Source organism: Luteimonas sp. e5 (genome assembly GCF_054031035.1).
In genome coordinates this window covers 1,087,784-1,112,744 of the sequence record NZ_JBSTRX010000001.1, presented here as the reverse complement: position 1 = coordinate 1,112,744, position 24,961 = coordinate 1,087,784, and the positions used below count along the sequence as shown (strand labels likewise).

At 68.0% G+C, this 24,961-nt stretch carries 28 protein-coding genes; 12 read left to right on the top strand and 16 right to left on the bottom strand.

Features of this window, described 5'->3' with window-relative positions; translation table 11 throughout:
* Window positions 1-28 precede the first annotated feature (28 nt).
* Window positions 29-841, bottom strand: coding sequence for a ferredoxin--NADP reductase (locus ACW11F_RS05265; RefSeq protein WP_456995810.1), 813 nt, complete (start codon window positions 839-841; stop codon window positions 29-31).
* A 70-nt stretch (window positions 842-911) separates the two neighbouring features.
* Window positions 912-1,433, bottom strand: a complete 522-nt coding sequence (locus tag ACW11F_RS05260; protein ID WP_456995809.1) for an N-acetyltransferase family protein — start codon at window positions 1,431-1,433, stop codon at window positions 912-914.
* Between the two features lie 71 nt (window positions 1,434-1,504).
* On the opposite strand from ACW11F_RS05260, the gene ACW11F_RS05255 reads away from it, so the two are divergent.
* Window positions 1,505-2,065: a DUF488 domain-containing protein gene (locus tag ACW11F_RS05255; protein WP_456995808.1), complete on the top strand. Its 561-nt coding sequence runs from the start codon at window positions 1,505-1,507 to the stop codon at window positions 2,063-2,065.
* A gap of 15 nt (window positions 2,066-2,080) precedes the next feature.
* On the opposite strand, the gene ACW11F_RS05250 is transcribed toward ACW11F_RS05255, so the two are convergent.
* Genes ACW11F_RS05250 through ACW11F_RS05240 form a run of 3 tightly spaced genes read right to left on the bottom strand, consistent with a single transcriptional unit; the run spans window position 2,081 to window position 6,860 of the window.
* The gene (locus tag ACW11F_RS05250; protein ID WP_456995807.1) at window positions 2,081-2,824 is read right to left on the bottom strand and encodes an NYN domain-containing protein; all 744 of its coding nucleotides are present in this window, start codon (window positions 2,822-2,824) and stop codon (window positions 2,081-2,083) included.
* Between the two features lie 25 nt (window positions 2,825-2,849).
* A complete protein-coding gene (locus tag ACW11F_RS05245) occupies window positions 2,850-4,700 on the bottom strand; it encodes an ABC transporter ATP-binding protein (RefSeq protein ID WP_456995806.1) in 1,851 nt (616 codons plus the stop codon).
* A 51-nt stretch (window positions 4,701-4,751) separates the two neighbouring features.
* A complete protein-coding gene (locus ACW11F_RS05240; protein ID WP_456995805.1) occupies window positions 4,752-6,860 on the bottom strand; it encodes a TonB-dependent receptor family protein in 2,109 nt (702 codons plus the stop codon).
* Window positions 6,861-6,990: 130 nt separating this feature from the next.
* On the opposite strand from ACW11F_RS05240, the gene ACW11F_RS05235 reads away from it, so the two are divergent.
* Window positions 6,991-7,233: a hypothetical protein gene (locus tag ACW11F_RS05235; protein ID WP_456995804.1), complete on the top strand. Its 243-nt coding sequence runs from the start codon at window positions 6,991-6,993 to the stop codon at window positions 7,231-7,233.
* 73 nt (window positions 7,234-7,306) lie between these two features.
* Here the strand turns inward: ACW11F_RS05235 and ACW11F_RS05230 are convergent, their stop codons facing one another.
* Entirely contained in the window at window positions 7,307-7,921 is a 615-nt protein-coding gene (locus tag ACW11F_RS05230; RefSeq protein ID WP_456995803.1) for a trimeric intracellular cation channel family protein, read from the bottom strand.
* A 78-nt stretch (window positions 7,922-7,999) separates the two neighbouring features.
* Between ACW11F_RS05230 and ACW11F_RS05225 the strand changes: the two genes are divergently transcribed.
* Complete coding sequence (locus ACW11F_RS05225; protein ID WP_456995802.1) at window positions 8,000-9,541, top strand: fumarate hydratase; 1,542 nt, start codon at window positions 8,000-8,002, stop codon at window positions 9,539-9,541.
* A 69-nt stretch (window positions 9,542-9,610) separates the two neighbouring features.
* Here the strand turns inward: ACW11F_RS05225 and ACW11F_RS05220 are convergent, their stop codons facing one another.
* The 3 genes from ACW11F_RS05220 to ACW11F_RS05210 all read right to left on the bottom strand — a co-directional run bounded on the left by ACW11F_RS05220 (window position 9,611) and on the right by ACW11F_RS05210 (window position 12,936).
* A complete protein-coding gene (locus tag ACW11F_RS05220) occupies window positions 9,611-11,008 on the bottom strand; it encodes a mechanosensitive ion channel domain-containing protein (RefSeq protein WP_456995801.1) in 1,398 nt (465 codons plus the stop codon).
* Window positions 11,009-11,058: 50 nt separating this feature from the next.
* The gene (locus tag ACW11F_RS05215) at window positions 11,059-12,324 is read right to left on the bottom strand and encodes a phospholipase D-like domain-containing protein (RefSeq protein ID WP_456995893.1); all 1,266 of its coding nucleotides are present in this window, start codon (window positions 12,322-12,324) and stop codon (window positions 11,059-11,061) included.
* A 108-nt stretch (window positions 12,325-12,432) separates the two neighbouring features.
* Window positions 12,433-12,936, bottom strand: a complete 504-nt coding sequence (locus ACW11F_RS05210) for a DUF456 domain-containing protein (protein WP_456995800.1) — start codon at window positions 12,934-12,936, stop codon at window positions 12,433-12,435.
* A 223-nt stretch (window positions 12,937-13,159) separates the two neighbouring features.
* Between ACW11F_RS05210 and ACW11F_RS05205 the strand changes: the two genes are divergently transcribed.
* On the top strand, window positions 13,160-13,369 hold the full coding sequence (locus ACW11F_RS05205) for a cold-shock protein (RefSeq protein ID WP_456995799.1): 210 nt from the start codon (window positions 13,160-13,162) through the stop codon (window positions 13,367-13,369).
* 122 nt (window positions 13,370-13,491) lie between these two features.
* On the opposite strand, the gene ACW11F_RS05200 is transcribed toward ACW11F_RS05205, so the two are convergent.
* Together ACW11F_RS05200 and ACW11F_RS05195 are read right to left on the bottom strand one after the other, a co-directional pair.
* On the bottom strand, window positions 13,492-13,953 hold the full coding sequence (locus tag ACW11F_RS05200) for a glycine zipper 2TM domain-containing protein (protein WP_456995892.1): 462 nt from the start codon (window positions 13,951-13,953) through the stop codon (window positions 13,492-13,494).
* Between the two features lie 207 nt (window positions 13,954-14,160).
* Entirely contained in the window at window positions 14,161-14,619 is a 459-nt protein-coding gene (locus tag ACW11F_RS05195) for a hypothetical protein (protein WP_456995798.1), read from the bottom strand.
* 66 nt (window positions 14,620-14,685) lie between these two features.
* On the opposite strand from ACW11F_RS05195, the gene ACW11F_RS05190 reads away from it, so the two are divergent.
* The gene (locus ACW11F_RS05190) at window positions 14,686-15,483 is read left to right on the top strand and encodes a tRNA threonylcarbamoyladenosine dehydratase (protein WP_456995797.1); all 798 of its coding nucleotides are present in this window, start codon (window positions 14,686-14,688) and stop codon (window positions 15,481-15,483) included.
* Window positions 15,484-15,528: 45 nt separating this feature from the next.
* Here ACW11F_RS05190 and ACW11F_RS05185 read toward each other — a convergent pair whose 3' ends face one another.
* Window positions 15,529-16,305, bottom strand: a complete 777-nt coding sequence (locus ACW11F_RS05185) for a TatD family hydrolase (RefSeq protein WP_456995891.1) — start codon at window positions 16,303-16,305, stop codon at window positions 15,529-15,531.
* Window positions 16,306-16,327: 22 nt separating this feature from the next.
* A complete protein-coding gene (locus ACW11F_RS05180) occupies window positions 16,328-16,585 on the bottom strand; it encodes a DUF6116 family protein (RefSeq protein WP_456995796.1) in 258 nt (85 codons plus the stop codon).
* A gap of 218 nt (window positions 16,586-16,803) precedes the next feature.
* On the opposite strand from ACW11F_RS05180, the gene ACW11F_RS05175 reads away from it, so the two are divergent.
* The 4 genes from ACW11F_RS05175 to ACW11F_RS05160 all read left to right on the top strand — a co-directional run bounded on the left by ACW11F_RS05175 (window position 16,804) and on the right by ACW11F_RS05160 (window position 21,745).
* Window positions 16,804-17,640 carry a glycine zipper 2TM domain-containing protein gene (locus tag ACW11F_RS05175; protein WP_456995795.1) on the top strand — a complete coding sequence of 279 codons (837 nt, stop codon included), beginning with the start codon at window positions 16,804-16,806 and terminating at the stop codon, window positions 17,638-17,640.
* Between the two features lie 100 nt (window positions 17,641-17,740).
* Complete coding sequence (locus ACW11F_RS05170) at window positions 17,741-18,904, top strand: acyl-CoA dehydrogenase family protein (protein ID WP_456995794.1); 1,164 nt, start codon at window positions 17,741-17,743, stop codon at window positions 18,902-18,904.
* 10 nt (window positions 18,905-18,914) lie between these two features.
* Window positions 18,915-19,472: a GNAT family N-acetyltransferase gene (locus ACW11F_RS05165; protein WP_456995793.1), complete on the top strand. Its 558-nt coding sequence runs from the start codon at window positions 18,915-18,917 to the stop codon at window positions 19,470-19,472.
* Entirely contained in the window at window positions 19,469-21,745 is a 2,277-nt protein-coding gene (locus ACW11F_RS05160; protein ID WP_456995792.1) for a thiamine pyrophosphate-dependent enzyme, read from the top strand. The genes ACW11F_RS05165 and ACW11F_RS05160 overlap by 4 nt, the downstream gene beginning before the upstream one ends.
* Before the next feature lie 6 nt (window positions 21,746-21,751).
* Here ACW11F_RS05160 and ACW11F_RS05155 read toward each other — a convergent pair whose 3' ends face one another.
* Genes ACW11F_RS05155 through ygfZ form a run of 3 tightly spaced genes read right to left on the bottom strand, consistent with a single transcriptional unit; the run spans window position 21,752 to window position 23,885 of the window.
* A complete protein-coding gene (locus ACW11F_RS05155; protein WP_456995791.1) occupies window positions 21,752-22,264 on the bottom strand; it encodes an O-acetyl-ADP-ribose deacetylase in 513 nt (170 codons plus the stop codon).
* A complete protein-coding gene (locus tag ACW11F_RS05150) occupies window positions 22,261-23,016 on the bottom strand; it encodes a YggS family pyridoxal phosphate-dependent enzyme (RefSeq protein ID WP_456995789.1) in 756 nt (251 codons plus the stop codon). The genes ACW11F_RS05155 and ACW11F_RS05150 overlap by 4 nt, the downstream gene beginning before the upstream one ends.
* Window positions 23,013-23,885, bottom strand: coding sequence for a CAF17-like 4Fe-4S cluster assembly/insertion protein YgfZ (ygfZ, locus tag ACW11F_RS05145; RefSeq protein WP_456995788.1), 873 nt, complete (start codon window positions 23,883-23,885; stop codon window positions 23,013-23,015). Before ygfZ ends, ACW11F_RS05150 begins: the two co-directional genes overlap by 4 nt.
* 25 nt (window positions 23,886-23,910) lie before the next feature.
* Between ygfZ and ACW11F_RS05140 the strand changes: the two genes are divergently transcribed.
* The 3 genes from ACW11F_RS05140 to sdhD are packed head-to-tail and all read left to right on the top strand — an operon-like array spanning window position 23,911 to window position 24,960.
* A complete protein-coding gene (locus ACW11F_RS05140) occupies window positions 23,911-24,111 on the top strand; it encodes a DUF1674 domain-containing protein (RefSeq protein ID WP_456995787.1) in 201 nt (66 codons plus the stop codon).
* A 58-nt stretch (window positions 24,112-24,169) separates the two neighbouring features.
* Window positions 24,170-24,571 carry a succinate dehydrogenase, cytochrome b556 subunit gene (gene sdhC, locus ACW11F_RS05135; protein ID WP_456995786.1) on the top strand — a complete coding sequence of 134 codons (402 nt, stop codon included), beginning with the start codon at window positions 24,170-24,172 and terminating at the stop codon, window positions 24,569-24,571.
* Window positions 24,568-24,960, top strand: coding sequence for a succinate dehydrogenase, hydrophobic membrane anchor protein (gene sdhD, locus ACW11F_RS05130; RefSeq protein WP_456995785.1), 393 nt, complete (start codon window positions 24,568-24,570; stop codon window positions 24,958-24,960). The genes sdhC and sdhD overlap by 4 nt, the downstream gene beginning before the upstream one ends.
* The last annotated feature ends 1 nt before the right edge of the window (window position 24,961 follow it).

Genomic DNA, 24,961 nt, shown 5'->3' with positions numbered 1-24,961 from the left:
TAACCGATTGCGCCGCGGGCCGCAGGGGCTATTTCTCGACGAAGGCGCGCTCGAACACGTATTCGCCGGGGCTGCCGATGCGTGGCGACGCAGTGAAGCCGCGCGCATCGAGCAGGGCACGGAAATCGGCCAGCATCGCCGGGCTGCCGCAGATCATCGCGCGGTCATGCGCCGGGTCGATCGGCGCGATGTCGAGGTACCGGCACAGCCGGCCATCGTCCAGCATGTCGGTGATGCGGCCCTGGTGGTCGTGGCCGGCGTACTCGAACGACTCGCGCGATACCGCCGGGAAGTAATGCAAGCGCCCGCGCACCAGTTCGCCGAGGAATTCGTGCTCGGGCAGTCCGCGCTCGAAAAACTCGCGGTAGGCGAGGTCCTTCTCGGTGCGCACGCCATGGCAGACGATGACGTTCTCGAAGCGCTCGTAGGTTTCCGGATCCTGCACGATCGACAGCCATGGCGCGAGGCCAGTGCCGGTGCCGAGCAGGAACAGGTTGCGCCCCGGATGCAGGTCGGAGATCAGCAGGGTGCCGGTCGGCTTGCGGCTGACCAGCAGGGTATCGCCGGGCTTGAGATGCTGCAGGCGCGAGGTCAACGGGCCGTCCTGCACCTTGATGCTGAAGAAGTGCAGGGTTTCCGCCCAGTTCGCGCTGGCCACCGAATAGGCGCGCAGCAGCGGCTTGCGCCGGCCATCGGGCTGCTCGACCTCCAGTCCGATCATCACGAACTGGCCATTGTCGAAGCGCATGCCGGGGTTGCGGGTGGTGGTGAAGCTGAAATAGTCCTCGGTCCAGTGGTGGACGTCGAGCACCGTTTCGCTGAAGTACGGGGATTCGGACATGTCGTCGGGACGGGCGCAATCCGCCCATTCTAGCCGGGTGGCGCACCCGGAGCAGCGGAGCGGGTGCGGCTCAGTCCAGCTCGAGGGTGTAGAACACCTGGGTCGAGTCCTCGGGGTCGGGCCGCGAACGGAAGCCGTGTTGCGAGGCGAAGTCACGCATGTAGCGGTTGTCCGCGCTTTCCAGCGTGAACAGGCGGCGCAGTCCCTGGCGCGCGGCGATCGAGGTGAGCTGCTGCAGCAACTCGCGCTTGAGGCCGCTCTCGCGCCAGTCATCGAGCACCACCAGCGCCATTTCGCCGCTTTCAGGCTCATGGCTGCGGGCGAAGCGGGTGACGCCGACGAACTGCCCGGCGTGCTCGCCATCCTCGGCCACCGCGACCAGCGCCACGTGATCCTTGTGGTCGACGTGGGTCAGCGTCCTGAGCATGGCATCGCTCGGCTCGCCGATCTGCTCGAGGAAGCGATAGCGGCGCAGGCCAGGCGAGAGCGCCATGATGAAGGCGCGCTCGGCCTCGATGTCATCCGGCCCGATCGGACGAATCCGCACCTTGCGGCCATCGTCCAGGGTCATATTGCAGGGCATGGTGGGCATGACGTGGTTCTCCGGCGGCTTGGCTTATTGTCATCGGAATGCATGACCATTCATTGATTGAACTCAAATCCATGGTCGCGGGCGACGCCGGCGACATGCCGCCACGGCTGTGGACGATCGGTCATTCCACCCGCGAGTGGCCGCTGTTCGTGGCCATGCTGCAGGAAGCGGGCATCGAGGTGCTGGGTGATGTGCGGCGCTATGCCGGTTCGCGGCGCAACCCGCAGTTCGCCCCGGCGGCGATGCAGCCCGCGCTGGCCGACGCCGGCATCCGCTACTGGCCGCTGCCGGGGATGGGCGGGCGTCGCCAGGCACTGCCCGATTCGCCCAATCGCGCGTGGCGCGTGGAGGCCTTCCGCGCCTATGCGGATCATCTGGCCAGCACCGAATACATCCACGCGCGCGAGGCACTGATGCGCGAGGCGCGCACGCACCGTTGCTGCGTGATGTGTGCGGAAGCGGTGTGGTGGCGCTGTCACCGACGCCTCATTTCCGACGATTTCACCGCCCGTGGCTGGCAGGTGATCCACCTGATGGCGCCGGGGCGCAGCGAAATCCACCGGCTGAACGAAGACGCGGTGATGCAGGACGGCGTGCTGCGTTACCCCGGCGCGCAGGCCTCGCTGCTGTGAACGCCGACGCGTGGTTCAGTCCGCCGAGCGCACGTGCAGGCTGTTGCCGCGGCCATCGGCGCCCTTGTGTGCTTCCAGCACGAACTTGGGATGCGCCGCGATCAGGTCCTTGAGCTTGCGGAAACCCCAGCTGCGGGTATCGAAATCCGAGGCCAGGCGCGAGAGGTTGCTGCCGACCGCGCTCAGCGAAGCCCAGCCATCCTCGTCGGCGGCGGCGTCCACCGCCTCGTCCAGCAGGCGGTCGAGCACCTTGTCGCGCTTGAGCGTGCGCCGGCCCTTGCCGGCCGCGGCGGGTTCTTCCTCGGCGTCGAGGTTCTCGGTGTAGATGAACTTGTCGCAGGCGGCGACGAAGGCCTGCGGCGTCTTGCGCTCGCCGAAGCCGTACACGGTCAGGCCCTGCTCGCGGATGCGCGCGGCCAGGCGGGTGAAGTCGCTGTCGCTGGAGACGATGCAGAAGCCGTCCAGATGACCGGCGTAGAGCAGGTCCATGGCATCGATGATCAACGCGCTGTCGGTCGCGTTCTTGCCCACGGTGTAGTTGAACTGCTGGATCGGCTGCACCGAGTGGTCGAGCAGGGTCTTCTTCCAGCCGCCCAGGTGCTGCGAGGTCCAGTTGCCGTAGGCGCGGCGCACGATGGCCTGGCCGTACTTGGCGATCTCCTGCAACAGGCGCGGCAGGCGCTCGGCACTTGCGTTGTCGGCATCGATCAGCAGGGCCAGGCGTGGCACCTGCGCCGGAAGGGGCGGGGAAGCGGACATGGCGGACATCGGCAACGGACAGGCCTCAACGATACCCCGCCGCCTGCAGTTCGAACAGTTCCGCGTAGCGGCCGCCTTCGGCCATCAGCTCGTCGTGGGTGCCGCTGGCTTCGACCGTGCCGTCGGCCAGCACCAGGATACGGTCGGCCATGCGCACCGAGGAGAAGCGGTGGCTGATCAGCACCGCGGTCTTGCCGGCGGACAGGTCCTTGAAGCGGCGGAACACCTCGTATTCGGCGCGCGCATCCAGCGCCGCGGTCGGCTCGTCGAGGATCATCACCTGTGCATCGCGCATGTAGGCGCGGGCGATGGCGATCTTCTGCCACTGCCCGCCGGACAGGTCCACGCCTTCCTTGAAGCGGCGGCCGATGATCTGCTCGTAGCCATTGGGCAGCCCGGCGATGACCTCGTCGGCCATGCCCTTGTGTGCTGCGCGTTCGATCCGCGCGCGGTCGTCCATCGCCTCGATCCAGCCCACGCCGATGTTCTCGGCCGCGCTCATGTGATAGCGCACGAAGTCCTGGAAGATCACCCCGATGTTGGCGCGCAACTGGTCGATGTCGTAATCGCGCAGGTCGCGGCCATCCAGCAGCACGCGGCCCTCGTCGGGGTCGTACAGCCGTGCCAGCAGCTTGACCAGGGTGGTCTTGCCGGCACCGTTTTCACCGACCAGCGCCAGCACTTCGCCGGCATGCAGTTCGAAGGACAGATGCCGCAGTGCCCAGCGTTCGCTGCCGGGATAGCGGAAGCCCACGTCCTCGAAGACGAAGCCCTGGCGGATCGGCTGCGGCACCGGCAGCGCATCGGGCCTGGAGATGATCTCCGGCTGGATTTCGAAGAACGAATACAGATCGTCCAGATACAGCGCCTGGCTGGCCACCTGCGAGAAACCCGAGAGCAGGCTTTCCAGCAGCTGGCGCAGGCGGCGGAAGCTGCCGGCGAGGAAGGTCAGGTCACCGATCGAGAAATCGCCGCGCACCGTGCGCCAGGCGATGTAGGCATAGGCGATGTAGTAGCCGAGGGTGCCCAGCGTCGCCAGCAGCGTGCCCCAGAACGCGCGCTGCCCGGCCAGGCGCCGGTTGGCGGCGTAGAACTGCTCGGACAGCAGGCGGAAGCGTTCGATGAAGAAGCGGTTGAGGCCGAAGATCTTCACTTCCTTGGCCGTCTCCACGCTGGCGCCCATCTGGCGCACGTATTCCAGCTGCCGCCGCTCCGGCGTCCACATGAAGTTGAGCGAATAGTTCAGCGCATTGAAGTGCGATTCGCCGATGAACGCCGGGATCAGCGCCACCGCCAGCAGCAGCATCAGCCACGGCGCGTATACCACCAGGCCCGCGGCAAAGCTGATCACCGTGATCACGTCCTGCGCCTGGCCGAACAGCTGGCCCATCAGGTTCATCCGGCCCATGGTCTGGCGCCGGGCGCGATCCAGCTTGTCCTGCAGCTCCGGGTCTTCGAAGTCCTCCAGGTCCAGCGTCGCCGCGTGCTCCATCAGGCGGATGCTGATGGCATTGGTGAAGCGCTCCGAAAGCAGGGTATCGACGTAACTGGTCAGCCGTCCGAGCAGGTCGGAGACGATCGCCAGCGAAAACTCCGCCACCAGCAGCCACAGCAGGTGGTTCAGCAGCCCGGCCTGCCACGCCTGCTGCAACTGCGCCGGCACGTCCAGCGCCACCAGCCGTACCGCCTCGTCGATGATCAGCTTGCCCAGGTACAGCATGGCGATGGGCAGGAACGCACGCACCGTGCGGATCGCCACGGTGGCGAGGGTCAATGGCTTGCTGGTGGCCCAGATCTCGCGCAGGAACGGCGGGATGTTGCGCATCGCGCCAAAGCGTTCGCGGAAGTTCAGTTGGCGCGGGGGTGGCGGTGGCATCGGCGCAGCTTAGGGCGGGCCCGGTGTGCGCGGCGTGAGACGGTCGCCGCCTCAGCGCTGGCCGGTGCGAAGTCCGATGCCGAGCGTGAAGGTTCGGCCCGGTGCCGGCTCGAAGCTGCGGCCATTGGACTCGTTGACGATCACCGAACCCACGTGGTCGCCATCGAACAGGTTGTCCACGCGCAGGAAGGCATGCCAGCCGGGCGTATCCGGGTGCCGCCAGCGCAGGGCCAGCGCAGTGCGCACATGCCCGGGCGCCATTTCTCGGTTGCGGTCATCCACCGGGATCGCGCTGCGTGTGGTGGCTTCCAGCGAAGCGGCCAGCGAATGGTCGGCGCGGTGCCAGTCGAGCGCCGCGAAGCCGCTGGCGCGCGGAATCCCCGGAATGCGGTTGCCGGCCGGAATCGTCCGCCCTTCGATCTGCCCGCCACGCACCACCTGCGAGTTCCAGCCCTGGCGGAAGCGGGCGTCGATCAGGTTGGCGGCGAGTCGCCATGACAGGTTGCGATGCGCACGAGCGTGCATGCCGGCTTCCAGCCCGTCGCGCCGCGTCCGCGCGGCGTTGGCGAAACTGGTGCGGCCGCCGCTGGAGGCGGCCTGCACGATTTCATCTTCCACCTCGATGCGGAACAGCGCGATGCTGCCTTCCAGTCGCGGGCCACGCCAACGCATGCCGGCTTCGATGCCGGCATGGCGTGCGGCGCGCAGGTCGCGGTTGAAGCCGCCGCTGCCATCGGGCCGGTAGGCCAGTTCGGTCACGGTCGGGGTTTCGTAGCCACGACCGAGGCTGGCGAAGGCTTCGCCGTGCGCGCCGAGGCGCCGCAGCAGGCCGGCGGAAAACGCGGTTTCGCGGTAGCGCAGGCGGCCGCTGTCGTCGCCGTTGCCGGGTGCGATGTAGCGGTCATGCGAGGAGAAGCGCAACTGGCCGTGGCGCGCCGCGGCGAGCATCGACCAGTCATCGCCGAAGCGACGTTCCACGCTTGCCCACAGGTCGCGCACGTCGATCCGGTTGCGTTCATCGCGGCGCAGGCGGCCGCGCACGCCGGGGTGGCCGTCGACATGGTTCTCGAAGCCGCGCCGGTCCTCATCCAGTCGGCCGGCCTCCAGGCCAACCGCCCACGCGCCGTCGGCCAGCGCGCGCTGGTGCGCCAGCGACACGCCAGTGCTGGCGCGGTCCATGTCGATCACGCCGCCGGCATGGCTCGGTGCAAGCTGGGCAGCGGCGGGGATGGCGAGGAACTGCACGATGTCGCGGCGGACATGCCACAACGAGGCGCGGGTTTCCGCGCCATCGCCATGTGCGGCGCGCCAATGCAGGCCGCCTTGCCGGTTGTCGATGCGCTTGCGCGTGTCATGCATGATGGCCGCGGCATCGGTCGCGTTCGGATTCTGCCGCCATTGCGCGGGCGTCAGGCCCAGCGGATCGTCGGTGTCGGGCTGCCGCAACAGGTCCAGTCCGACTCGCACTTCGTGGCCCGATGCCGGTTCCCAGCGGGCGAGGAAATGGGCTTCGTCGCGCCGCGCGGCGGAATGGGCACGATGCCCGCGGGTGCGGAATCGCGACAGCCCGGCACGCGCCTGCACCTGGCCCACCCGTTGATCCACGCGGAGGCTGCCGCGATGGCTGCCATGGCCGCCGATCCAGGCCGAAAGACGCACGGAATCCTCATCGGTCAGCAGGCTTTCGCCGACGATCGCGCCACCGGCCGCATTGCCGTGGGGCAGGGCCAGCGGGCCGCGCAGCACCTCGATCCGGTCCAGCATCGAAAGCGCGAAGGCGGACGCCTGCCCCTGTCCATCGAGCGCGCTGGCGGGGATCCCGTCGACCACCAGTGCCAGTCCGCGGATGCCGAAGGTGCTGCGCGCGCCGAAGCCGCGGCTCTGCAGTTGCAGGTCCTGCGCGTGGTTGTGGCGCTCGAGCGCGAGAACGCCGGGAACCGACTGCAGGCTTTCGGCAAGGCTGACCTGGCGCTGGCCATCGCGCAGCTGGCGCCCCGCGACGACGGTGACGGCACCCGGAAAATCCGCAAGCGGTACGCGGTGGCCGGCCACCTGGATGCGATCGAGGGCGGCTTTCGGGTCGGAGTCGCGGGCGAGTGCCGGCGGCACGGGTGCCGCGCATGCGAGTAGCACGGTCACGAGGAAGGCGGAAACGCGCATGCGTCCATGGTAGGGCGTGACTGCGGGAGATGGCGCAGGCATGACCGGGGTCAAGGCGCGCGACGGCCGGCGGTCCGAGGATGGCGTTCCACGGGCAGCATGCCCGATTCCGTCCGACAGGAGAGTGTCCATGCTTTTCGATGTTTCCACGCTGCGCGACCAGTCCGTTGCCGATGCGCTCGGCCGAGCCATCCTCGCCCGCGACCCCGAGGCGCGGATCTCGGTGCAACTGGACAACCGCAGGATCCTGGTCGAAGGCAGGCTCGGTGAAGAAGAATTGATCGAAGCCATGCACGGTGCCGGCCACATTGCCCAGCTCGCACCACCGCATACCGGCGAAGGCAGCACCTGTTGCGGTGGCTGCGGCGGCTGAGTCGGGCTGCAGGCTGGTCGTGGAAGGCCGCTGACCGGGACATCGCGTTCACGCGCGGTGTCCCGATGGCGGCTCAACGTCCCTGCAGCGCACGCGGCAGGTGCCAGCCGTAGCGCAGCGCGGCGATCCTCAGCGCGAAGCAGAGCAGGGCGCCGCCGACCATCGTGGCCTGCGGCGGCCAGCCCAGCACATGCCCGAGTGCGACCACGCTGGCACCCGCGAGCGCGGCCACGGCATACAGTTCCGAGCGCAGTACCAGCGGCACCTGGTTCAACAGCATGTCGCGCAGCATGCCGCCGCCGATGCCGCTGAGCATGCCGAGTGCGGGCGCCATCCACGGATCGATGCCGGCATCCAGCGCCTTGCCGGTGCCGGCCACCGCGAACACCGCCAGGCCCATGGCGTCGAGAATGCGCACCGGCTGGTCGAACTTCTCCAGGCGCGTGCTGAAAGCAAAGCCCAGGCCGCCGGCCAGCAGCCAGATCGCGGCATAGCGCCAGTTGCTCAGTGCCGCAGGCGGGGTCGCGCCGATCAGCACGTCGCGCATGATGCCGCCGGCGCTGGCGGTGGCGAAGGCCAGCACCAGCACGCCGAACAGATCGAGCCGGTGGCGCACCGCCAGCATCGCCCCGGACAGGGCGAAGACGAAGGTGCCGATCAGGTCGAGCCAGAGGAACAGGAAGTCCATGCCGCCATTGTCGGCGAAAGCCGCAGCAGGCGTGGATCGCTAGAATGAGGGGTTTCCGTCATCTGCATGCCGCCCGCCATGAGCCAGCCGGTCACCCGTTCCTCCGTCGCCATCCGCCAGGAAGACTTCATCCAGTCCGTCGCCGACGCCCTGCAGTACATCAGCTACTACCACCCGGTCGATTACATCCGGAACCTCGCCGCGGCCTGGGAGCGGGAGGAATCGCCGGCGGCAAAGGACGCGATGGCGCAGATCCTGATCAATTCGCGCATGTGCGCCGAAGGCCATCGGCCGATCTGCCAGGACACCGGCATCGTCACCGTGTTCCTGGAAGTGGGCATGGACGTGAGCTGGCCGGACGCGACCATGGGCATCGAGGACATGGTCAACGAGGGCGTGCGCCGCGCCTATGCGCACCCGGACAACAAGCTGCGTGCCAGCGTGCTGGCCGATCCGGCCGGCAAGCGCCGCAACACCGGCGACAACACCCCGGCGGTGGTGAACACGAAGATCGTGCCCGGCGGCAAGGTCGACGTGATCGTCGCCGCCAAGGGCGGGGGCTCCGAGGCCAAGAGCAAGTTCGCCATGCTCAACCCGTCCGACTCCATTGTCGACTGGGTGCTGAAGACGGTGCCGACCATGGGTGCCGGCTGGTGCCCGCCGGGGATGCTCGGCATCGGCATCGGCGGCACCGCGGAGAAGGCGATGCTGCTGGCCAAGGAAGCGCTGATGGAGCCGATCGACATCACCGACCTCAAGGCCCGCGGTGCGTCCAACCGCGCCGAGGAGCTGCGCCTGGAGCTGTTCGACAAGGTCAATGCGCTGGGCATCGGTGCGCAGGGCCTGGGCGGGCTGACCACGGTGCTGGACATCAAGGTCAAGGACTGTCCGACCCATGCCGCCAACCTGCCGGTGGCGATGATCCCCAACTGCGCGGCCACCCGCCATGCGCATTTCACCCTGGATGGCTCGGGCCCGGTGATGCTGGATCCGCCGTCGCTGGCCGACTGGCCCGAGCTGACCTATGACGCCTCCAAGGGCCGGCGCGTGGATCTGGATACGGTGACCCGCGAGGACATCGCCAGCTGGCAGCCGGGCGAAGTGCTGCTGCTCAGCGGCAAGCTGCTGACCGGGCGCGACGCCGCGCACAAGCGCATGACCGAGATGCTGGATCGCGGTGAGCGCCTGCCGGTCGATCTGAACGGCCGCTTCATCTATTACGTCGGCCCGGTCGATCCGGTGGCCGGCGAAGTGGTCGGCCCGGCCGGCCCGACCACCGCCACGCGGATGGACAAGTTCACCCGGCAGATGCTGGAGCAGACTGGCCTGGCCGGCATGATCGGCAAGGCCGAGCGCGGCCCGGCCGCAATCGACGCGATCCGCGACAACCAAGCCGCCTACCTGATGGCGGTCGGCGGCAGCGCCTATCTGGTGTCCAAGGCGATCAAGGCGGCCAAGGTGGTCGCGTTCGAGGATCTGGGCATGGAAGCGATCTACGAATTCGAGGTCGCGGACATGCCGGTGACGGTGGCGGTGGATGCACGCGGCAGCTCGGTGCACGAAACCGGCCCGAAGCAGTGGGCGGCGAAGATCGCCGGGATCCCCGTCATCGTCGAGTGATCGTCGAACAACCGGCGGGCAATTGTCCGCCGTGTTGCAGGCGCGTCGCTGCGCGGGCCCGGGGCAGGGCTATTCGGTGCGCTGCTCGTCGCTGAGCAGGTTCTGTTCGGCCTGCTCGCGCTGCGCCTTTTCCAGTTGTGGTTCGATCTCGCGGCTGGGCGCGGTATCGGCGCTGCTGTGTGCGGATTCGCCATGGCGCACGCGCGCGGATTCGGCATCGCCATCGCGCAGCCACTGCACGCTGCGCGGGGCCTCGATGCCAGCCTCATCGAACGCCGACTTCACCGCATGGATCGCCGCGCTGCGCGCCTTGCCGAAGTCGGTATGGGTCTGGTCGATCCAGCCCTGGAATTGCAGGCGGCTGCCCTCCGGCCCGTAGCTTTGCAACTGCCAGCGTGGCGCCGGGTCCTCGAGCACGCCGTCGATGCCGCAGATCGCCCGCAGCGCCAGCGCCTGCGCCTGATGGATCGATTCATCGCCATCGATCAGCATCTCGAAGCCGAAACGGCGCAGCGGATTGTGCGTGTAATTGAGGATGATCGATTTGAACACCAGCGAGTTGGGCAGGCGCAGATGGTTGCCGTCCAGCGTCATCAGGATGGTCGAGCGCGCCGACAGCGACACCACGCGGCCCTCGTTGCCGTCGATCAGCACATGGTCGCCGGGCGCGAACGGGCGGCGCAGGCTGAGCATGATGCCGGCGATGTAGTTCTCGGCGATGTCGCGGAAGGCAAAGCCCAGCGCCAGGCCGACCACGCCGGCCGAGCCGAGCACCGCACCGACCAGCGCGGTGGCGCCCAGCAGATCCAGCGCCAGCAGCAGGCCGCCAAGCAGGATCAGCAGTCGCAAAGCGCGCCGCGCCAGCCCTTCGGCATAGGGGTTGCGCGCCTGGCGGCGGAACCAGCGCAGGTTGGCGGCGGCAAAGCGGCCGAGCCAGGCCGAGCCGAGCACGATCAGCAGGGCCAGCAGCAACAGCGGCGTGCTGGCCAGCAGGCGCGTGGCCTTGAGCTTGATCTCGCGCAGCGCCGCCTGCATCCGCGTCGACAGGTCGGTGCTGATCTGCAGCTGGTTGTCGACTTCGGCCACGCCCTGCACACCTTTCGCGAGGCGCTCGGCGCGTTCGCGCTGGCGCTCGTCGATGACACTGCCCGAGAGCGTGACCACGCTGGAATTGACGTCCACGCCGACATCGGGAATCGCTGGTGCACGCGCCAGCGCGACGCTGACCGCAGCAGCGATGCGCGCGTCGTTCTGCGCACTGGTGCGCGCGGCCTGCTCGATGTCCTCGCGATCGGGCTGGCTGTCGGCGGCACTGCGCGCGACCGCGCGGCTGATCGCCTCATCGTCGGTGGCGGTGACGCCGCTGGCATCGGCCACCGGCGGCGGTTCCGGCTGCGGTTGCTGCGGCTGGGCGAATGCCGGCAGGGCGAACAGGCAGGCGCCGAGCAGCAGACTTCGCCATGCCATCGGCCAGACGGCTGCGGGCCGGCGTGCGCTGGCGGCGGCGCGGTCCATGCTCACAGCTGCGACTTCAGCGGCAGCACGAACTTCTCGGCGAACTTTTCCTTCCACGGTCGCTTCAGCCACATGTCATAGTCGTAGGCTACGGTCGGTTCCAGATCACGCTCGAACACTTCTGTCATGCGCAGCGCGAAGCCGCTGTCATAGACATTGAGGCTGGCCTCGTCATTGAGCCGGAAGCTGCGCACGTCGAAGTTGGTCGAGCCGACCGAGACCAGCAATTCGTCCACGATCAGCAGCTTGTTGTGCATCATCGTCGGCTGGTATTCGTACACCTCGACCCCGGCCTTGAGCAGTTCGCCCCAGTGCGCCTTGGACGCCAGGCGCACGGTTTCCGAATCGATGTGCTTGCCGGGCACCACCACCCGCACCTGCACGCCGCGATGGCGTGCCTCGATCAGCGCGCGGATGATCAATTCGTCCGGCACGAAATAGGCGGCCTGCAGGTCGATGCGTCGCTGCGCGGCGGCGATCGCCATCAGGTAGAACAGGTGCATGCTCTCGCTGCCGCCCGAGGGCGAGGCGATGAACAGGTGCGCGTCCATCTCGCCAGCTTTCTGCAGCGGCGGGAAATACGCCGCGCCGTTGAGCAGCTCGCCGCTGGTCTTGATCCAGTTGTCGTTGAATGCGGCCTGCAGCTGCGCCACCACCGGCCCCTCGATGCGGAAATGCAGGTCGCGCCAGTGGTCCGGGTCCTGCGCATGGCCCTGCCAGTTGTCGGCGATGCCGACGCCGCCGGTGAAGCCGATGCGGCCATCCACCACCAACAGCTTGCGGTGGGTGCGGTTGTTGAGCCGGCCGATGTTGTACCAGTGCAGCGGTCGGTACAGCTCGACCTGGGCACCGGCCTGCTTGATGCGATCAAGCAGTTCCTGCTCCATCTTCAGCCCGCCGACCCAGTCGATCAGCACCTTGACCTCGACCCCGGCGCGCGCACGTTCGGCCAGCGCATCGGCGAACTCGCGGCCGATCTCGCCCGACCAGTAGATGTAGGTTTCGAAAGTGATGGTGTGCTCGGCGTCGCGGATCGCCTGCAGCATCGCCGGGAAGATCTCGTCGCCGTTGTGCAGGTCCTGGACATGGTTGCCGGGCAGGATCGACGGGCCGAGCAGCACCGACATCTCGCGGCGGAACTGCGCATCGGCGATGTCGTAACGATGGCCGATGCGGCGCTCGATCTTCTTTTCCGGCGGCGCGAAGTTCAGCGCGATGAAGGTCAGCAGCACGGCGGCCAGCGCGGTCAGCAGCAGGGTCCAGAACATCCGGCGACGACTCCAGTGTTTGCGCATCATCAGGGGCGGGAGGATCAATCGGGGCAGGATGTCGCCACCGCTGCGATTTCCGGGTGAAGAAGGACTGCGCCGCTGCGGTCAACCGATCAGCCAGGCCAGCGCGAACAGGCCGAGCATGGTGAAGGCGAGCGCGAGCTTGAGCACCATGCCCAGCACGATGCCGAGCCAGGTGCCGGCACCGACCTTGAGCGCCTGGCGCAGGTGCACGCCCTTGGGGCTGCGCAGGAAGGCGAGCTCGCCGATCAGTGCGCCGAGGAACGGGCCGACGAGGATGCCGAATGGCATGAAGAACAAGCCCGCCAGGGTGCCGAGCACCGCGCCGAGCAGGGCCAGGCGGCTGGCACCGACGCGCTTGGCGCCCATCGCCGTGGCCCAGAAATCGACCACCAGCGACAGCGCGGTCAGCACGCCCAGCGGAATCATCCAGCCCCAGTGCACCTGCTGGAAGCCGTCCGCCCACGCCGCCAGCAGCAGGCCGGCGAACACCAGCGGCAGGCCCGGCAGGGCGGGCAGGATGATGCCGGCGATGCCGACCAGGACCAGCAATCCGGCCAGCAGATAAAGCAGGGTGGTGGTGTCCATCGCGGCTCCGCGCCAAGGCGCATTTTTCCTGCGCCGATCCGATTGCAATTTAACAAACGCGGCGCTAAGTTGAAGCCGCTGAGTTTCAGGGCTGTCGGGGTTTTCGGCTTGGCGTGGCGGCTGGTTCCGGTCGTTGCATCGACGCACCACTCCCGCGCCTTGCGGCCAGCATCGCTCGCCGCGGGGTGGGCGGTATTCCAGTCATGTTCCAGGAGCAAGTTCGATGTCGAACCGTGAAACCGGCACAGTGAAGTGGTTCAACGATGCCAAGGGCTTCGGCTTCATCAGCCGCGAAAACGGCGAGGATGTGTTCGTGCACTTCCGCGCCATCCAGGTCCAGGGCTTCAAGACCCTGAAGGAAGGCCAGAAGGTCAGCTTCACCGTGGTCGAAGGCCAGAAGGGTCTGCAGGCCGACGCTGTCGAGCCGATGTGATACGCCGGTTTCCGGCGCAACTGGATTCGCTCATCGAATCGAAAACCCCGGGCAGGTGCCCGGGGTTTTTTCATGCCGTGAACGTGAACGGATGCCCGGCCAGCATGGCGGGCAGCGGGGCATCAGCGTGCCCACACGCGGCCGTTGTACACGCGCACGTAGGAGCCCTGGCGGATGCCGCTGATGTCGTTCTGCGTGACCACGGTTTCGCGCCCGTCACTCATGCGCACGTAGACGTTGTACTGGCTGCCGGTACGGTTCTGGATGGCATGGCCGGCCGCGGCGCCCGCGGCGGCGCCGGCCACGGTGGCGGTGTTCTGGCGACCCTTGCTGTCGGTCTGGTGCTTGGCGATCTCGCGCCCGGCCACCGCGCCGACGATGCCGCCGACCACCGCGCCGGTGCCGGCAGGCGCAGCCGAAGAACCCTGGATCATCTCGATGCGGGTGACGGTGCCGCAGTCGTAGCAATTGGCGCCGCTGCTCGGCGGCGGCGCGCCGTAGCCGCTGTTGTAGCCGGGGCTGGTGGCGCAGGCGCCCAGGGCCAGGGTGGAAGCGGCCAGCGTGGCCATCGCGAGCTTGTGCATGTTCATGCCGTTCTCCAGTGATGCCCGGGATCGGGCGCTGGAATCCACGCTAGGCAGCGGTGACTGAATCGATCGCCAATCCGGGCCTGCACAAGCCGTTCGCCATCAGTCGCGGTTCATCGATATCCGCATGCGGTGAATGGAGCGCATCGCGGCAACAAAAACGCCCGGCGTTGGCCGGGCGTCGCGAAGGGAAATCCTGCCTGTTCAGGACTTGCGGAAATTGTCGTGGCAGGCCTTGCACTGGGTGCCGATGTCGCTGGCGGTCTGCTTCAGGCTTTCGCATGACAGTGGCGGGCTGGCCTGCGCCGCATCGAGCACGTGACGGAACTCCGAGGCGTTCTTCACGAACAGCTCTTCCCTGGCCAGATCCGGGAATGCCGGCTCCAGATCGTCGGCCATGCGCCGCAGCGTCTGCAGGTGCGGCACCACGTCATTGGGATTGCAGCGGTTGGTTTCGATGCTCTTCTTGAGCTGCCCGTTGTGCACCGCGATCACGTTCATCACCGCGCCATGCCACTTGTCCATCGGCGTCTTGCGTGCTTCCAGCGAGCGCAGCAGCATCACCGTGGCGACCGCGCCCAGCACCAGGCCGAGGACGAGCATCATCAGGTAGCGGCTGGCGGCGGACGACTTGCGGGGAGCGGAATCGCTGGGCGTGGACATGGCGGCCTCATGTGGCGGATGAATGGCAGCACCTTAGCACGCGGCAGGCGACGGTAAAATCCGCGCATGGATACAGGCATGCAGGCGCGTTTCGGCGGCATCGACCGGCTGTACGGGGCTGGCGCGCTGGCGCGGCTGGCCACGAAGCGGGTCAGCGTGGTCGGCATCGGCGGGGTGGGCTCGTGGGCGGTGGAGGCCTTGGCGCGCAGCGGCGTGGGGCACCTGCGCCTGATCGATGCCGATGACCTGTGCGTATCCAATACCAATCGCCAGCTGCCGGCGCTGGAGGGCCAGTACGGCCGTGCCAAGGTCGAGGCGATGGCCGAGCGCTGCCGCCTGATCAATCCGGCGATCGAGGTCGTCGCGGTGCCGGATTTCCTTACCGCGGGCAATCTCGCCGAGTTGCTGGAGACGCCCGACGACCTGGTGCTGGATGCCTGCGACAGCTTTCGCAGCAAGGTCGAGATGATCGCCTTCTGCCGTCGTCGCAAGCAGCCGATCATCACCGTCGGTGCGGCCGGCGGGCGCAGCGACGTGACCCAGATCCGCGTGCGCGACCTCTCGCGTACCGAGCATGACGCGATGCTTTCGCTGATCCGCAAGAAATTGCGTGCCGAGTTCGGCTTTCCGAAGAACCACGACCGCTACTTCGGTGTGCCGGCGGTGTATTCGCTGGAGAACGTGCGCTATCCGCAGGCCGACGGCCGGGTCTGCGGGGTGCGCCCGAAGCTGGCGCCGGACGCGGCATTGAAGCTCGACTGTGGCGCCGGCCTCGGTGCGGCGACCCATGTCACCGGCGCGTTCGCCTTCGCCGCGGTCGGCAAGGCATTGCAGATGCTGCTCAAACCCGCCGCGGGCGGCTGAGCCGGCGGCATCCGCGAGCATTTCGCGCTGCGGCTTGGCTTGCAGTCAGTCGCTCCCGGCAAGGCCGAACAGGCGCTGCGCGTTGTGCGTGGTCACCCGTGCCACATGTGCCGGGTCTTCGCCGCGCAATTCGGCGATCACTTCGAGGACTTTCGGCAGGCGCGACGGCTCGTTGCGGCGTCCGCGCCATTCGCTGTCGGGCTGGTCGGGGGCGTCGGTTTCCAGCAGCAATTGCGGCAGCGGCATCGTCGCCACCGTGGCGCGCAACCGCCGCGCGCGCGGGTAGGTCACCGGGCCGCCGATGCCGAGCATGAAGCCGAGCGCATGCAACTGTTCGGCCTGTTCGCGGCTGCCGGCGAAGCTGTGCACCACGCCGCGCAGCGGGGCATGCCGGCGCAGGTGGGCGATCACGTCCTCCACCGCGCGCCGCGCGTGCACCACCACCGGCAGGTCGAACTCGCGGGCAAGGGCGAGTTGGGCATCGAAGTAGAACCGCTGGCGCTCGCGATCGAGCGTGTCGATGAACCAGTCCAGGCCGATCTCGCCGATCGCCACGCAGCGGGTGCCGCTTTCCAGCAGTGCGCGCAGCTGCTGCAGGTGCTCGGGTCGATGTGCATCGAGATAGACCGGATGCAGGCCATAGGCCGGAAGCAGGCCCGGGTGCGCATCGCAGACTTCGCCCAGGCGCGCCCAGCCGGCGGCATCGATGGCCGGCACGATCTGCGCCACGACGCCGGCCGCCTGCGCCCGTGCCAGTGCCGCCTCGCGGTCGGCATCGAACGCGGCGACATCGAAATGGCTGTGGCTGTCGATCAGGCGCAGCGGGCTGGGCACGGCGCGGCGGTCAGTCGTGGCGGGGTGGCTGGCGGGCCTCGAAGGTGACGCCTTCGTTGGGATCGCGCGCTGCATCGCCGTCCCGGTTGCGATCCTTCAGGCTTGCCAGCAGCAGCGTGCCGAGGCCGAGCAGGATCTCGTCGATGAAGGGGATCGGGTCGGGCACCACCAGGGTCAGCAGGAACAGGCCGGCCACCAGCTTGAACAGGGCGGGGAACTTCAGCTTGCGTGCCCAGGCGAGGAAAGGGCCGATCAGCAATTGGCGCATGCGCATGGCTCCATGAAGCAATGTCGCCACGCTAGCACGCAGCCCGCGGTGGCGAGGAGAAGAAAGCCCGGACAGTGCGGTTGCACCGCGCTGGATTCAGTGTTTCGTCAGTTCATGCCGGACTCATGTTGGGGCGCCCGCAGCCTGTGCCTGTTCAGTCGCCGCCCTGTCCAATGGAGGCGTCGAAACACGCGGCTCGTCCGCCGAAGGAGAACCACATGAACATCGACCGCAAACTTCTCGCCGTGGCACTGGGTTCGCTGCTCCTGGGTGGCGTCTCGGTTGCGGCCTACAACAGCCTGCAGACGCCGACGATGCACGCGGACATGGTCAGCGCGCGCGATGGCGATGCCGATGCCCGGCGCAGTGGCGGCGAACTGGCGCCGTTGGCGTTTGATGTCGAGGCCGATGAAGCGGCACGCCGGGCAGCGAAGCCTGACGATGTGGAATGGGCGCCAATCGTGGCGGTGAAGGAAGTCACCCGCAACACGCCGCAATACGCGACGGTGCTTGCCATCAATCCGGTCAATCAGGCGGTGACCGAACAGCAGGCGCGCCAGGTGTGCGAGGACGTGCCGGTGACCCGGCGCCTGCCCGAGCGTGACGGCAACGTCGGCGGCACCGTGGCCGGCGCGGTCATCGGTGGCCTGGTCGGCAACCAGCTCGGCAAGGGCCGCAGCAGCGATCGACGCAAGATCGAAACCGCGGCCGGCGCGGTCGGTGGCGCCTTCCTTGGTCGCCATATCGACCAGCGCCATGTCGGCGGCCAGGTGGTGCAGAGCGTCGAGCGCCAGTGCCGCACCGTGCACGAGCCGGTCAGCCGCAACCGCGTGGTCGGCTATGACGTGACGTTCCGCAATCCGGACGGCTCCACCGGCATGCAGCGCATGGACAGCCGCCCCGGCTCGCGCATCAGCCTGGGCAAGGCACGCGAGACCACCGGTTATGACGTGACCTATGAATATGCCGGCGAGCAGCGCGTGGTGCGTCTGGACCAGCGCCCCGCGGTGGATCGCTTCAAGGTGGTGGACGGCCAGGTTCTGACCCGCGGCTGACGGCCATCGCCCGCACGCAATGAGACGGGAGCCGGCAACGGCTCCCGTTTGCGTTGCAGCCGCGGCTAGAATGCAGGATTCCTTCCACTGATCCGCGACCATGGCCCTGCATCCCCACGATCTGTACGACGTCCGTTCCCTGCTTAGCGACGAGGAGCGCGCGGTGCAGGAATCCGTTGCCCGCTTCACCGACGAGAAGGTGCTGCCGGTGATCGGCGAGTGCTTCGACAAGGGCGAGTTCCCGCGTGAGCTGATTCCGGAGATGGCGGGCCTGGGCCTGCTTGGCGCGACGCTGCCCGAGGAATACGGCTGTGCCGGGCTGAACTCGGTCAGCTACGGGCTGATCTGCCAGGAACTGGAGCGCGGCGACTCGGGCATCCGCAGCTTTGCCTCGGTGCAAAGCTCGCTGTGCATGTATCCGATCTACGCCTACGGCACCGAAGAGCAGCGCAAGCGCTGGCTGCCGGGCATGGCCGCGGGCGAGATCATCGGCTGCTTCGGCCTGACCGAGGCGCACGGTGGTTCCGATCCGGCCAACATGAAGACCCACGCCCGCCGCGATGGCGATGACTGGGTGCTCAACGGCGCCAAGATGTGGATCACCAACGGCAACCTGGCCGACATCGCCATCGTCTGGGCGCAGACCGATGACGGCATCCAGGGCTTCGTGGTGGAAAAGGACATGGCCGGCTTCAGCGCGCAGCTGATCAAGCACAAGATGAGCCTGCGTGCCTCGGTGACCAGTGCGCTGTTCTTCGACAACGTGCGCGTACCCGAGGCCAACCGCCTGCCCAACGTCAAGGGCCTGAAGGGCCCGCTGGGCTGCCTGACCCAGGCCCGCTACGGCATCACCTGGGGCCCGATCGGCGCGGCCATCGCCTGCCTCGATGAAGCGCTGGCATACAGCAAGGAGCGGGTGCTGTTCGGGCGTCCGGTGGCGGCCACGCAGTCGGCGCAGATCAAGCTGGCCGACATGGCCCGGCGCATCACCACCGCGCAGCTGCTGAGCCTGCAGCTGGGCCGGCTGAAGGATGCCGGCAACATGCAACCCTCGCAGGTGAGCCTGGCCAAGTGGAACAACTGCCGCATGGCGATCGACATCGCCCGCGAAAGCCGTGACCTGCTTGGCGGCGCCGGCATCACCACCGAGCACGTGGCGATCCGGCATGCCCTGAATCTGGAATCGGTGATCACCTACGAGGGCACCGAGACCGTGCACCAGCTGGTGATCGGTCGCGAGCTGACCGGCATCAACGCGTTCTGAGTGCGCCGCCGTGGCCGCCGCGCCGACGCTTGAAACCGAACGCCTGCTGCTGCGCGCCTGGCGCATCGAGGATTTCGAGCGCTACTTCGAGCTCATGGGCGATGCCGACGCCACGCGCTACATCGGCGGGCCCGGAAACCGCGGCGCCGTGTGGCGCCGCTTCCTGCAGATGCCCGGCGCCTGGGCGCTGCAGGGTTTCGGCATGTTCGCGGTGGAGGAAAAGGCCAGCGGCCTGTGGATCGGCCAGGCCGGGCCGTGGCAGCCGGATGGCTGGACCGGCACCGAAGTCGGCTACGCCTTGCACACGGATGCGCAGGGCAAGGGCTACGCGCTGGAAGCCTGCCGCGCGGCGATGGACTACGCCTTCGACGTGCTCGGCTGGGAGCAGGTGATCCACAACATTGATGTCGGCAACATCGCCTCGCAGAAGGTGGCGCAGCGACTCGGCGCCCGCATCCTGTACCGCATCGACCATCAACCGCCCTTCGACGACCACGTGGTCGATGTCTGGGGCCAGGACCGCGCGCAGTGGTTGGCGCGGCGCGCATCACGAGAGCACACCGCATGAGCTTTGCCACCGTTCCCGATCCGATTCCGGCGCGCATGCGCGGCCTCAACCGCGCCGAAATCTGCGACGTCAACTTCACCGAGTTCGTCAAGGCCTGGGACGGCCCGAAGCAGGCCGCGCCGGCCGCCGATGCGCCGATCCTGCCGGGCAGTGCGCTGGATGCGCGCGGCTTCCGCGAACTGTTCGAATCGCAGCTGATCTCGCGCCACCTCGACCTGATGGCGCGCGTGCTGCGGGTGCAGAACAAGGTCTTCTACACCATCGGCTCCTCCGGCCACGAGGGCAATGCGATGGTCGCGCGGGCCAGCCGGCATACCGATCCGGCGTTCCTGCATTACCGCAGCGGCGGCTTCATGGCCGAACGCTTCCGCAAGCTGCCGGGCATGGACCCGATCATGGATTCGGCGCTGAGCTTCGCCGCCAGCGCCGAGGACCCGGCCAGCGGTGGCCGGCACAAGGTCTGGGGCAGCAAGCCGTTGTGGGTACTGCCGCAGACCTCGACGATTGCCTCGCACCTGCCCAAGGCGCTGGGCACCGCGGTGGCGATCGAAACCGCGCGCCGCCTCGGCCGCCCGCTGCCGGTGCCCGAGGACAGCATCGCGATCTGCTCGTTCGGCGATGCCTCGGCCAACCACGCCACCGCGCAGACCGCGTTCAACGCCGCCAGCTGGACCGCCTACCAGAAGCTGCCGGCGCCGGTGCTGTTCGTGTGCGAGGACAACGGCATCGGCATCTCGGTGAAGACCCCGGGCGGCTGGATCGCCGAGTCGTTCCGCCAGCGCCCGGATCTGGATTATTTCTACGCCGATGGTCTGGACCTGGCCAGTGGCTATGCCGAGGTCGAACGCGCCATCGCGCACTGCCGCCGCAGCCGCCGGCCGACCTTCCTGCATCTGCGCACCAACCGCATCATGGGCCACGCCGGCACCGATTTCGAAATCGAATGGCGCAGCATCGAGGAGCTGTGCGCGGTCGAGGCCGCCGACCCGCTGCTGCGCAGCGCCGCGATCGCGCTGGAATCGGGGCTGATGGGCAAGCTGGAAATCCTCGCCCTGTACGAGGACACCCGCGCGCGCTGCTTCGCCGCCGCCGAAGAAGCCGACCGCCGCCCGCGCATCGAAAGCCTGGACGAAGTGATGCGCCCGCTGGCGCCGTACACCCCGGACAAGGTGCAGGTCGAAGCGCAACGCGTGCCCGCCGCGGAAGCGCGCGTGGCCGCCTTCGGCAGCGAAGCCAAGCTGCCGGAAAAGCAGCCGCCGCGGCATCTGGCGATCCAGATCAACAACGCGCTGCACGACCTGTTCGCCAAGTATCCGGAAAGCCTGTTGTTCGGCGAGGACGTGGCGCAGAAGGGTGGCGTGTATACCGTCACCAAGGGCCTGCACAAGGCGTTCGGCAACCGCCGCGTGTTCAACACCCTGCTGGACGAGACCATGATCCTCGGCCTGGCGCAGGGCTTCGCCAACATGGGCCTGCTGCCAGTACCGGAAATCCAGTACCTGGCCTATCTGCACAATGCCATCGACCAGCTGCGCGGCGAGGCCTGCAGCCTGCAGTTCTTCAGCAACGGCCAGTACGCCAACCCGATGCTGGTGCGCATCGCCGGGCTCGGCTACCAGCGTGGCTTCGGGGGGCACTTCCACAACGACAACTCGGTCACCGCGCTGCGCGACATTCCAGGCCTCGTGGTCGGCTGCCCGAGCCGTGGCGACGATGCCGCGACCATGCTGCGCACGCTGGCCGCGCTGTCCAAGGTGGATGGCCGGGTCAGCGTGTTCCTCGAGCCGATCGCGCTGTACATGACCAAGGATCTGTACGAGCCGGGCGACGGCCAGTGGCTGACCGAATACCCGGCCCCGGATCAGGCGATGGCGCTGGGCGAGCCACGCATCTATCACCCCGAGGCGCGCGACTGCGTGATCTTCACCTTCGGCAATGGCGTGCCGATGAGCCTGCGCGCCGCACGCAGCATCAAGCAGCGCCACGGCTGGGACTGCAAGGTGGTCGATCTGCGCTGGCTGGTGCCGCTCAATGCCGATGCCATCGCCCTGCATGCGGACGACTGCGCGCGCATCCTGATCGTCGATGAGGGTCGCCACAGTGCCGGCATCGGCGAGGGCATCATCACCGCGCTGGCCGAAGCCGGGCAGGGTGGCAAGCCGCTGCGGCGCGTGGTCGGCGCCGACACCTACACCCCGCTGGCCGGCGCCGCCTTCCTGGTCATCCCCAAGGACGAGGACATCGTCGCCGCGGCGGATGCGCTGGCCGGCTGAGCCGGCTCAGCCGCGTTCGGCGGGCGCGTCGAGCAACTGCCGGTAGAGCGCGAGGTCTTCGGCAGAGAAGCAACAGAACAGCACCTCGCGCAGCTGCCGCGCGTGGAACGCGCGCACCGTGTCGACCGCGATGCGTGCCGCCTGCGGCTTGGGATAGCCGTAGACCCCGGTGCTGATCGCGGGGAAGGCGATGCTGCGGCAATCGCGTGCATCGGCCAGCGCCAGGCTGTTGCGATAGCAGGCGGCGAGCTGTCCGGCCTCGCCCTGCGTGCTGCCCTGCCACACCGGGCCGACGGTGTGGATCACCCAGCGTGCCGGCAGGCGGTGACCCGCGGTGATGCGCGCCTCCCCGGTCGGGCAGCCGCCGAGCGTGCGGCACTCGGCGAGCAATCCCGGCCCCGCCGCACGATGGATCGCGCCGTCCACGCCACCGCCGCCCAGCAGCGACGGGTTGGCGGCATTGACGATCGCATCGACCGCGAGGGTGGTGATGTCGGCCTGGCGCGCGTCGAGTTTCATTGCCCGGCCGTTGGCCAGTATTCGCTGTCGGGCGTGGCACGCGGGCCGAAGATCGCCTGGCCGATGCGCAGCACGCTGGCGCCTTCGGCGATGGCGAGCGGGAAGTCGCCGGACATGCCCATCGACAATTCGTCCAGCGTGATCCCCGCCGGCAGGTCTTCGCGCAAGCGGTCGCGCAACTCGCGCAGGCGACGGAAGCAGCGCCGCACGCGTACCGGGTCGCGGTCGAAGATGGCCAAGGTCATCAGGCCGCGCACGCGCAGGCTGGCGCAGGCGGTGAGCCCGGCGAGCAGGTCGCGGGCCTGATCCGGGGCGATGCCGAACTTGTTCGGCTCGTCCGAGGTGTTGACCTGCACGAACACGTCGATGCCGCGCCCCTCGGCCTGCAGTCGGCGATCGAGTTCGGTGGCCAGGCGCAACGAATCCAGTGCCTGGAACTCGTGTGCGAAGCGGGCGACGTACTTCGCCTTGTTGCGTTGCAGGTGGCCGATCACGCACCAGCGCAGGTCGAGGTCGGCCAGTGCCTCGGCCTTGGCCTGCGCCTCCTGCACCTTGTTCTCGCCGAACTCGCGGATTCCGGCGGCATGTGCCGCGCGCAGGGTCGCCTCCGGCCAAGTCTTGCTGACCGGCAGCAGGCGGATCGTGGCGGGGTCGCGGCCATGCTCGCGGCAGGCTGCGGCGATGCGCGCATGCACCGCGGCCAGGTTGTGGCGGATGTCGGCTTCGCTGGCCGGGACGGGCATGGTACTCATGGCAGCAACTCGGCGGCATGCTCGCCGACCTGCAGCGGGTCGGCTGTCAGTTCCAGCGGCAACACGGCGAGTGCGAGCTCGCCCGCGCTCGACACCACGCGGCCGATGTCGCGGCCATCCTGGCTGACCGCGTCGCCGCTCGCGGTGGCGCCCTCGGCACGCAACAGGCGCAGGCCGCGCTTGGCCTGACCGAGGAAATGCGTGCGCGAGACGATTTCCTGGCCCGGGTAGCAGCCCTTCTTCACGCTGAAGGCGGACAGGCGCTGCAGCGAGAGTTGTTGCGGCGTCCACTGTTCGACCTGCGACGGCTCCAGCCGCGGGATGCCGGCGTGCAGATCAGCCTGGCGCCAGCGCAGCAAGGCCTCGGCATCCTCGGTCTGCGCGCTTGCCGCTGCATCAAGGTGCAGGCGGCGACCACCCGGCCAGTCCAGCCAGCGGCCGTTGGCGGCATCGCCATGCACCGACTGCGCCGCGCCTGTGCCCGCTTCCGCCTGCGAAACCTGCATGTCGGTGGACAGGAACTCGCCTGCCAGCCCCGGCGAGGGCCGTGGCGTCAACTGCAGCTTGCTGCGGAACACGAAGCGCTGCAGCTGCGCGGCGAGGTCTTCGGCCTCGGCATCGGGCAGCAGCAGCCACAGCGTCTGCGCATCCAGCCGCAGCAGGGTGAACAGCGCGATCAGGCGGCCCTTGGGGTTGAGCCAGCCGCTCCATTGCCACTGGCCATCGCCCAGCAGCGCGACGTCATTCATGAATTGAGCCTGGGCGAAGGCCAGCGCATCCGGGCCTTCGATCAGCAGCAACTGCTGCCCGGGCAGGGCGATGAGGGACGCGGGATCCCGGGGCTGCACCCCGTTCGGCTTGTCGGACATTGCTGCGGCGCCGTAAACTAAATGAATGATGAAGGACACGATGATAGGACACGCGGCCCGATCCGCTGACCAATCCCCGGCCGACACGCACATGCCGTGCGAGCGCGTGGAAGGCGAGCCGGTGCCAACGACTCCCGCACTGCCGCCGGAAGTGGGTGGGCGTGAAGGCCCCGAGCCGACGCGCTATGGTGATTGGGAGAAGAACGGTCGCTGCATCGATTTCTGATTCGCGCAATCCATCCCGCCACGCGGCCCGTCCGCCCAGCCCGGAGACTGCCAGGACCATGGCAAGCCACGACAAACGCCCGATATCCCCCTTCATGCTGGGGCAGGCCTATCGATTCCAGATCACCTCGGTGATGTCGCTGCTGCACCGCGCCAGCGGCGTGGTGCTGGCGATCGCCGCCTTCGGCTTTTCCTGGTGGATCATGTCGATGGCGCTGGGCGGCAGCTACGCCGAGTGCGCCGCTGCGGTCACCGGTTCGCTGCCCGGCAAGATCGGCCTGTTCCTGATCAGCCTCGCGCTGATGTACCACCTGTTCAACGGCATCCGCCACCTGGCCTGGGACGTGGGCATGGGCTTCAAGCTGTCGCAGGTGTATGCCTCGGGCTACACCGTGCTGGCGCTGACCGTCGTTTCCACGGCGTTGCTGTGGTTCATCGCGATGTCAGGGGGTGCGGCATGAGCAGCAACGTGAAGTTCCGCTCGCCGCTGCACCAGGCACGCGGCTGGGGCTCGGCCAAGTCCGGCACCGGTCATTTCTGGTGGCAACGGGTCACTGCGGTGATCCTCGGCCTGCTTACCCCGTACATCGTGTTCCTGCTGGCGCGCATGGCCGGCGCCGATGACGTCAGCGTGCGCGCGATCGTGGCCAAGCCGTGGAACGCGATCATCTTCGCGGTGTATTCGCTGGCGCTGTTCTGGCACGCCAAGCTCGGCCTGCAGGTGGTGATCGAGGACTACGTCCACGACCGCACCATGCACATCGTGCTGCGCATCCTCCTCATCCTGGGCAGCCTGGTCGGCGTGTTGAGCGCCATCTATGCCATCGCCCGCATCGCCATGACGGCCTGAA

What these genes read in the sequence shown, in the direction of transcription:
- ACW11F_RS05265 (WP_456995810.1), bottom strand. Translation starts at nt 841, where the DNA reads ATGTCCGAATCCCCGTACTTCAGCGAAACGGTGCTCGACGTCCACCAC.
- ACW11F_RS05260 (WP_456995809.1), bottom strand. Translation starts at nt 1,433, where the DNA reads ATGCCCACCATGCCCTGCAATATGACCCTGGACGATGGCCGCAAGGTG.
- ACW11F_RS05255 (WP_456995808.1), top strand. Translation starts at nt 1,505, where the DNA reads ATGGTCGCGGGCGACGCCGGCGACATGCCGCCACGGCTGTGGACGATC.
- ACW11F_RS05250 (WP_456995807.1), bottom strand. Translation starts at nt 2,824, where the DNA reads ATGTCCGCTTCCCCGCCCCTTCCGGCGCAGGTGCCACGCCTGGCCCTG.
- ACW11F_RS05245 (WP_456995806.1), bottom strand. Translation starts at nt 4,700, where the DNA reads ATGCCACCGCCACCCCCGCGCCAACTGAACTTCCGCGAACGCTTTGGC.
- ACW11F_RS05240 (WP_456995805.1), bottom strand. Translation starts at nt 6,860, where the DNA reads ATGCGCGTTTCCGCCTTCCTCGTGACCGTGCTACTCGCATGCGCGGCA.
- ACW11F_RS05235 (WP_456995804.1), top strand. Translation starts at nt 6,991, where the DNA reads ATGCTTTTCGATGTTTCCACGCTGCGCGACCAGTCCGTTGCCGATGCG.
- ACW11F_RS05230 (WP_456995803.1), bottom strand. Translation starts at nt 7,921, where the DNA reads ATGGACTTCCTGTTCCTCTGGCTCGACCTGATCGGCACCTTCGTCTTC.
- ACW11F_RS05225 (WP_456995802.1), top strand. Translation starts at nt 8,000, where the DNA reads ATGAGCCAGCCGGTCACCCGTTCCTCCGTCGCCATCCGCCAGGAAGAC.
- ACW11F_RS05220 (WP_456995801.1), bottom strand. Translation starts at nt 11,008, where the DNA reads ATGGCATGGCGAAGTCTGCTGCTCGGCGCCTGCCTGTTCGCCCTGCCG.
- ACW11F_RS05215 (WP_456995893.1), bottom strand. Translation starts at nt 12,324, where the DNA reads ATGTTCTGGACCCTGCTGCTGACCGCGCTGGCCGCCGTGCTGCTGACC.
- ACW11F_RS05210 (WP_456995800.1), bottom strand. Translation starts at nt 12,936, where the DNA reads ATGGACACCACCACCCTGCTTTATCTGCTGGCCGGATTGCTGGTCCTG.
- ACW11F_RS05205 (WP_456995799.1), top strand. Translation starts at nt 13,160, where the DNA reads ATGTCGAACCGTGAAACCGGCACAGTGAAGTGGTTCAACGATGCCAAG.
- ACW11F_RS05200 (WP_456995892.1), bottom strand. Translation starts at nt 13,953, where the DNA reads ATGCACAAGCTCGCGATGGCCACGCTGGCCGCTTCCACCCTGGCCCTG.
- ACW11F_RS05195 (WP_456995798.1), bottom strand. Translation starts at nt 14,619, where the DNA reads ATGTCCACGCCCAGCGATTCCGCTCCCCGCAAGTCGTCCGCCGCCAGC.
- ACW11F_RS05190 (WP_456995797.1), top strand. Translation starts at nt 14,686, where the DNA reads ATGGATACAGGCATGCAGGCGCGTTTCGGCGGCATCGACCGGCTGTAC.
- ACW11F_RS05180 (WP_456995796.1), bottom strand. Translation starts at nt 16,585, where the DNA reads ATGCGCCAATTGCTGATCGGCCCTTTCCTCGCCTGGGCACGCAAGCTG.
- ACW11F_RS05175 (WP_456995795.1), top strand. Translation starts at nt 16,804, where the DNA reads ATGAACATCGACCGCAAACTTCTCGCCGTGGCACTGGGTTCGCTGCTC.
- ACW11F_RS05170 (WP_456995794.1), top strand. Translation starts at nt 17,741, where the DNA reads ATGGCCCTGCATCCCCACGATCTGTACGACGTCCGTTCCCTGCTTAGC.
- ACW11F_RS05160 (WP_456995792.1), top strand. Translation starts at nt 19,469, where the DNA reads ATGAGCTTTGCCACCGTTCCCGATCCGATTCCGGCGCGCATGCGCGGC.
- ACW11F_RS05155 (WP_456995791.1), bottom strand. Translation starts at nt 22,264, where the DNA reads ATGAAACTCGACGCGCGCCAGGCCGACATCACCACCCTCGCGGTCGAT.
- ACW11F_RS05150 (WP_456995789.1), bottom strand. Translation starts at nt 23,016, where the DNA reads ATGAGTACCATGCCCGTCCCGGCCAGCGAAGCCGACATCCGCCACAAC.
- ygfZ (WP_456995788.1), bottom strand. Translation starts at nt 23,885, where the DNA reads ATGTCCGACAAGCCGAACGGGGTGCAGCCCCGGGATCCCGCGTCCCTC.
- ACW11F_RS05140 (WP_456995787.1), top strand. Translation starts at nt 23,911, where the DNA reads ATGATGAAGGACACGATGATAGGACACGCGGCCCGATCCGCTGACCAA.
- sdhC (WP_456995786.1), top strand. Translation starts at nt 24,170, where the DNA reads ATGGCAAGCCACGACAAACGCCCGATATCCCCCTTCATGCTGGGGCAG.
- sdhD (WP_456995785.1), top strand. Translation starts at nt 24,568, where the DNA reads ATGAGCAGCAACGTGAAGTTCCGCTCGCCGCTGCACCAGGCACGCGGC.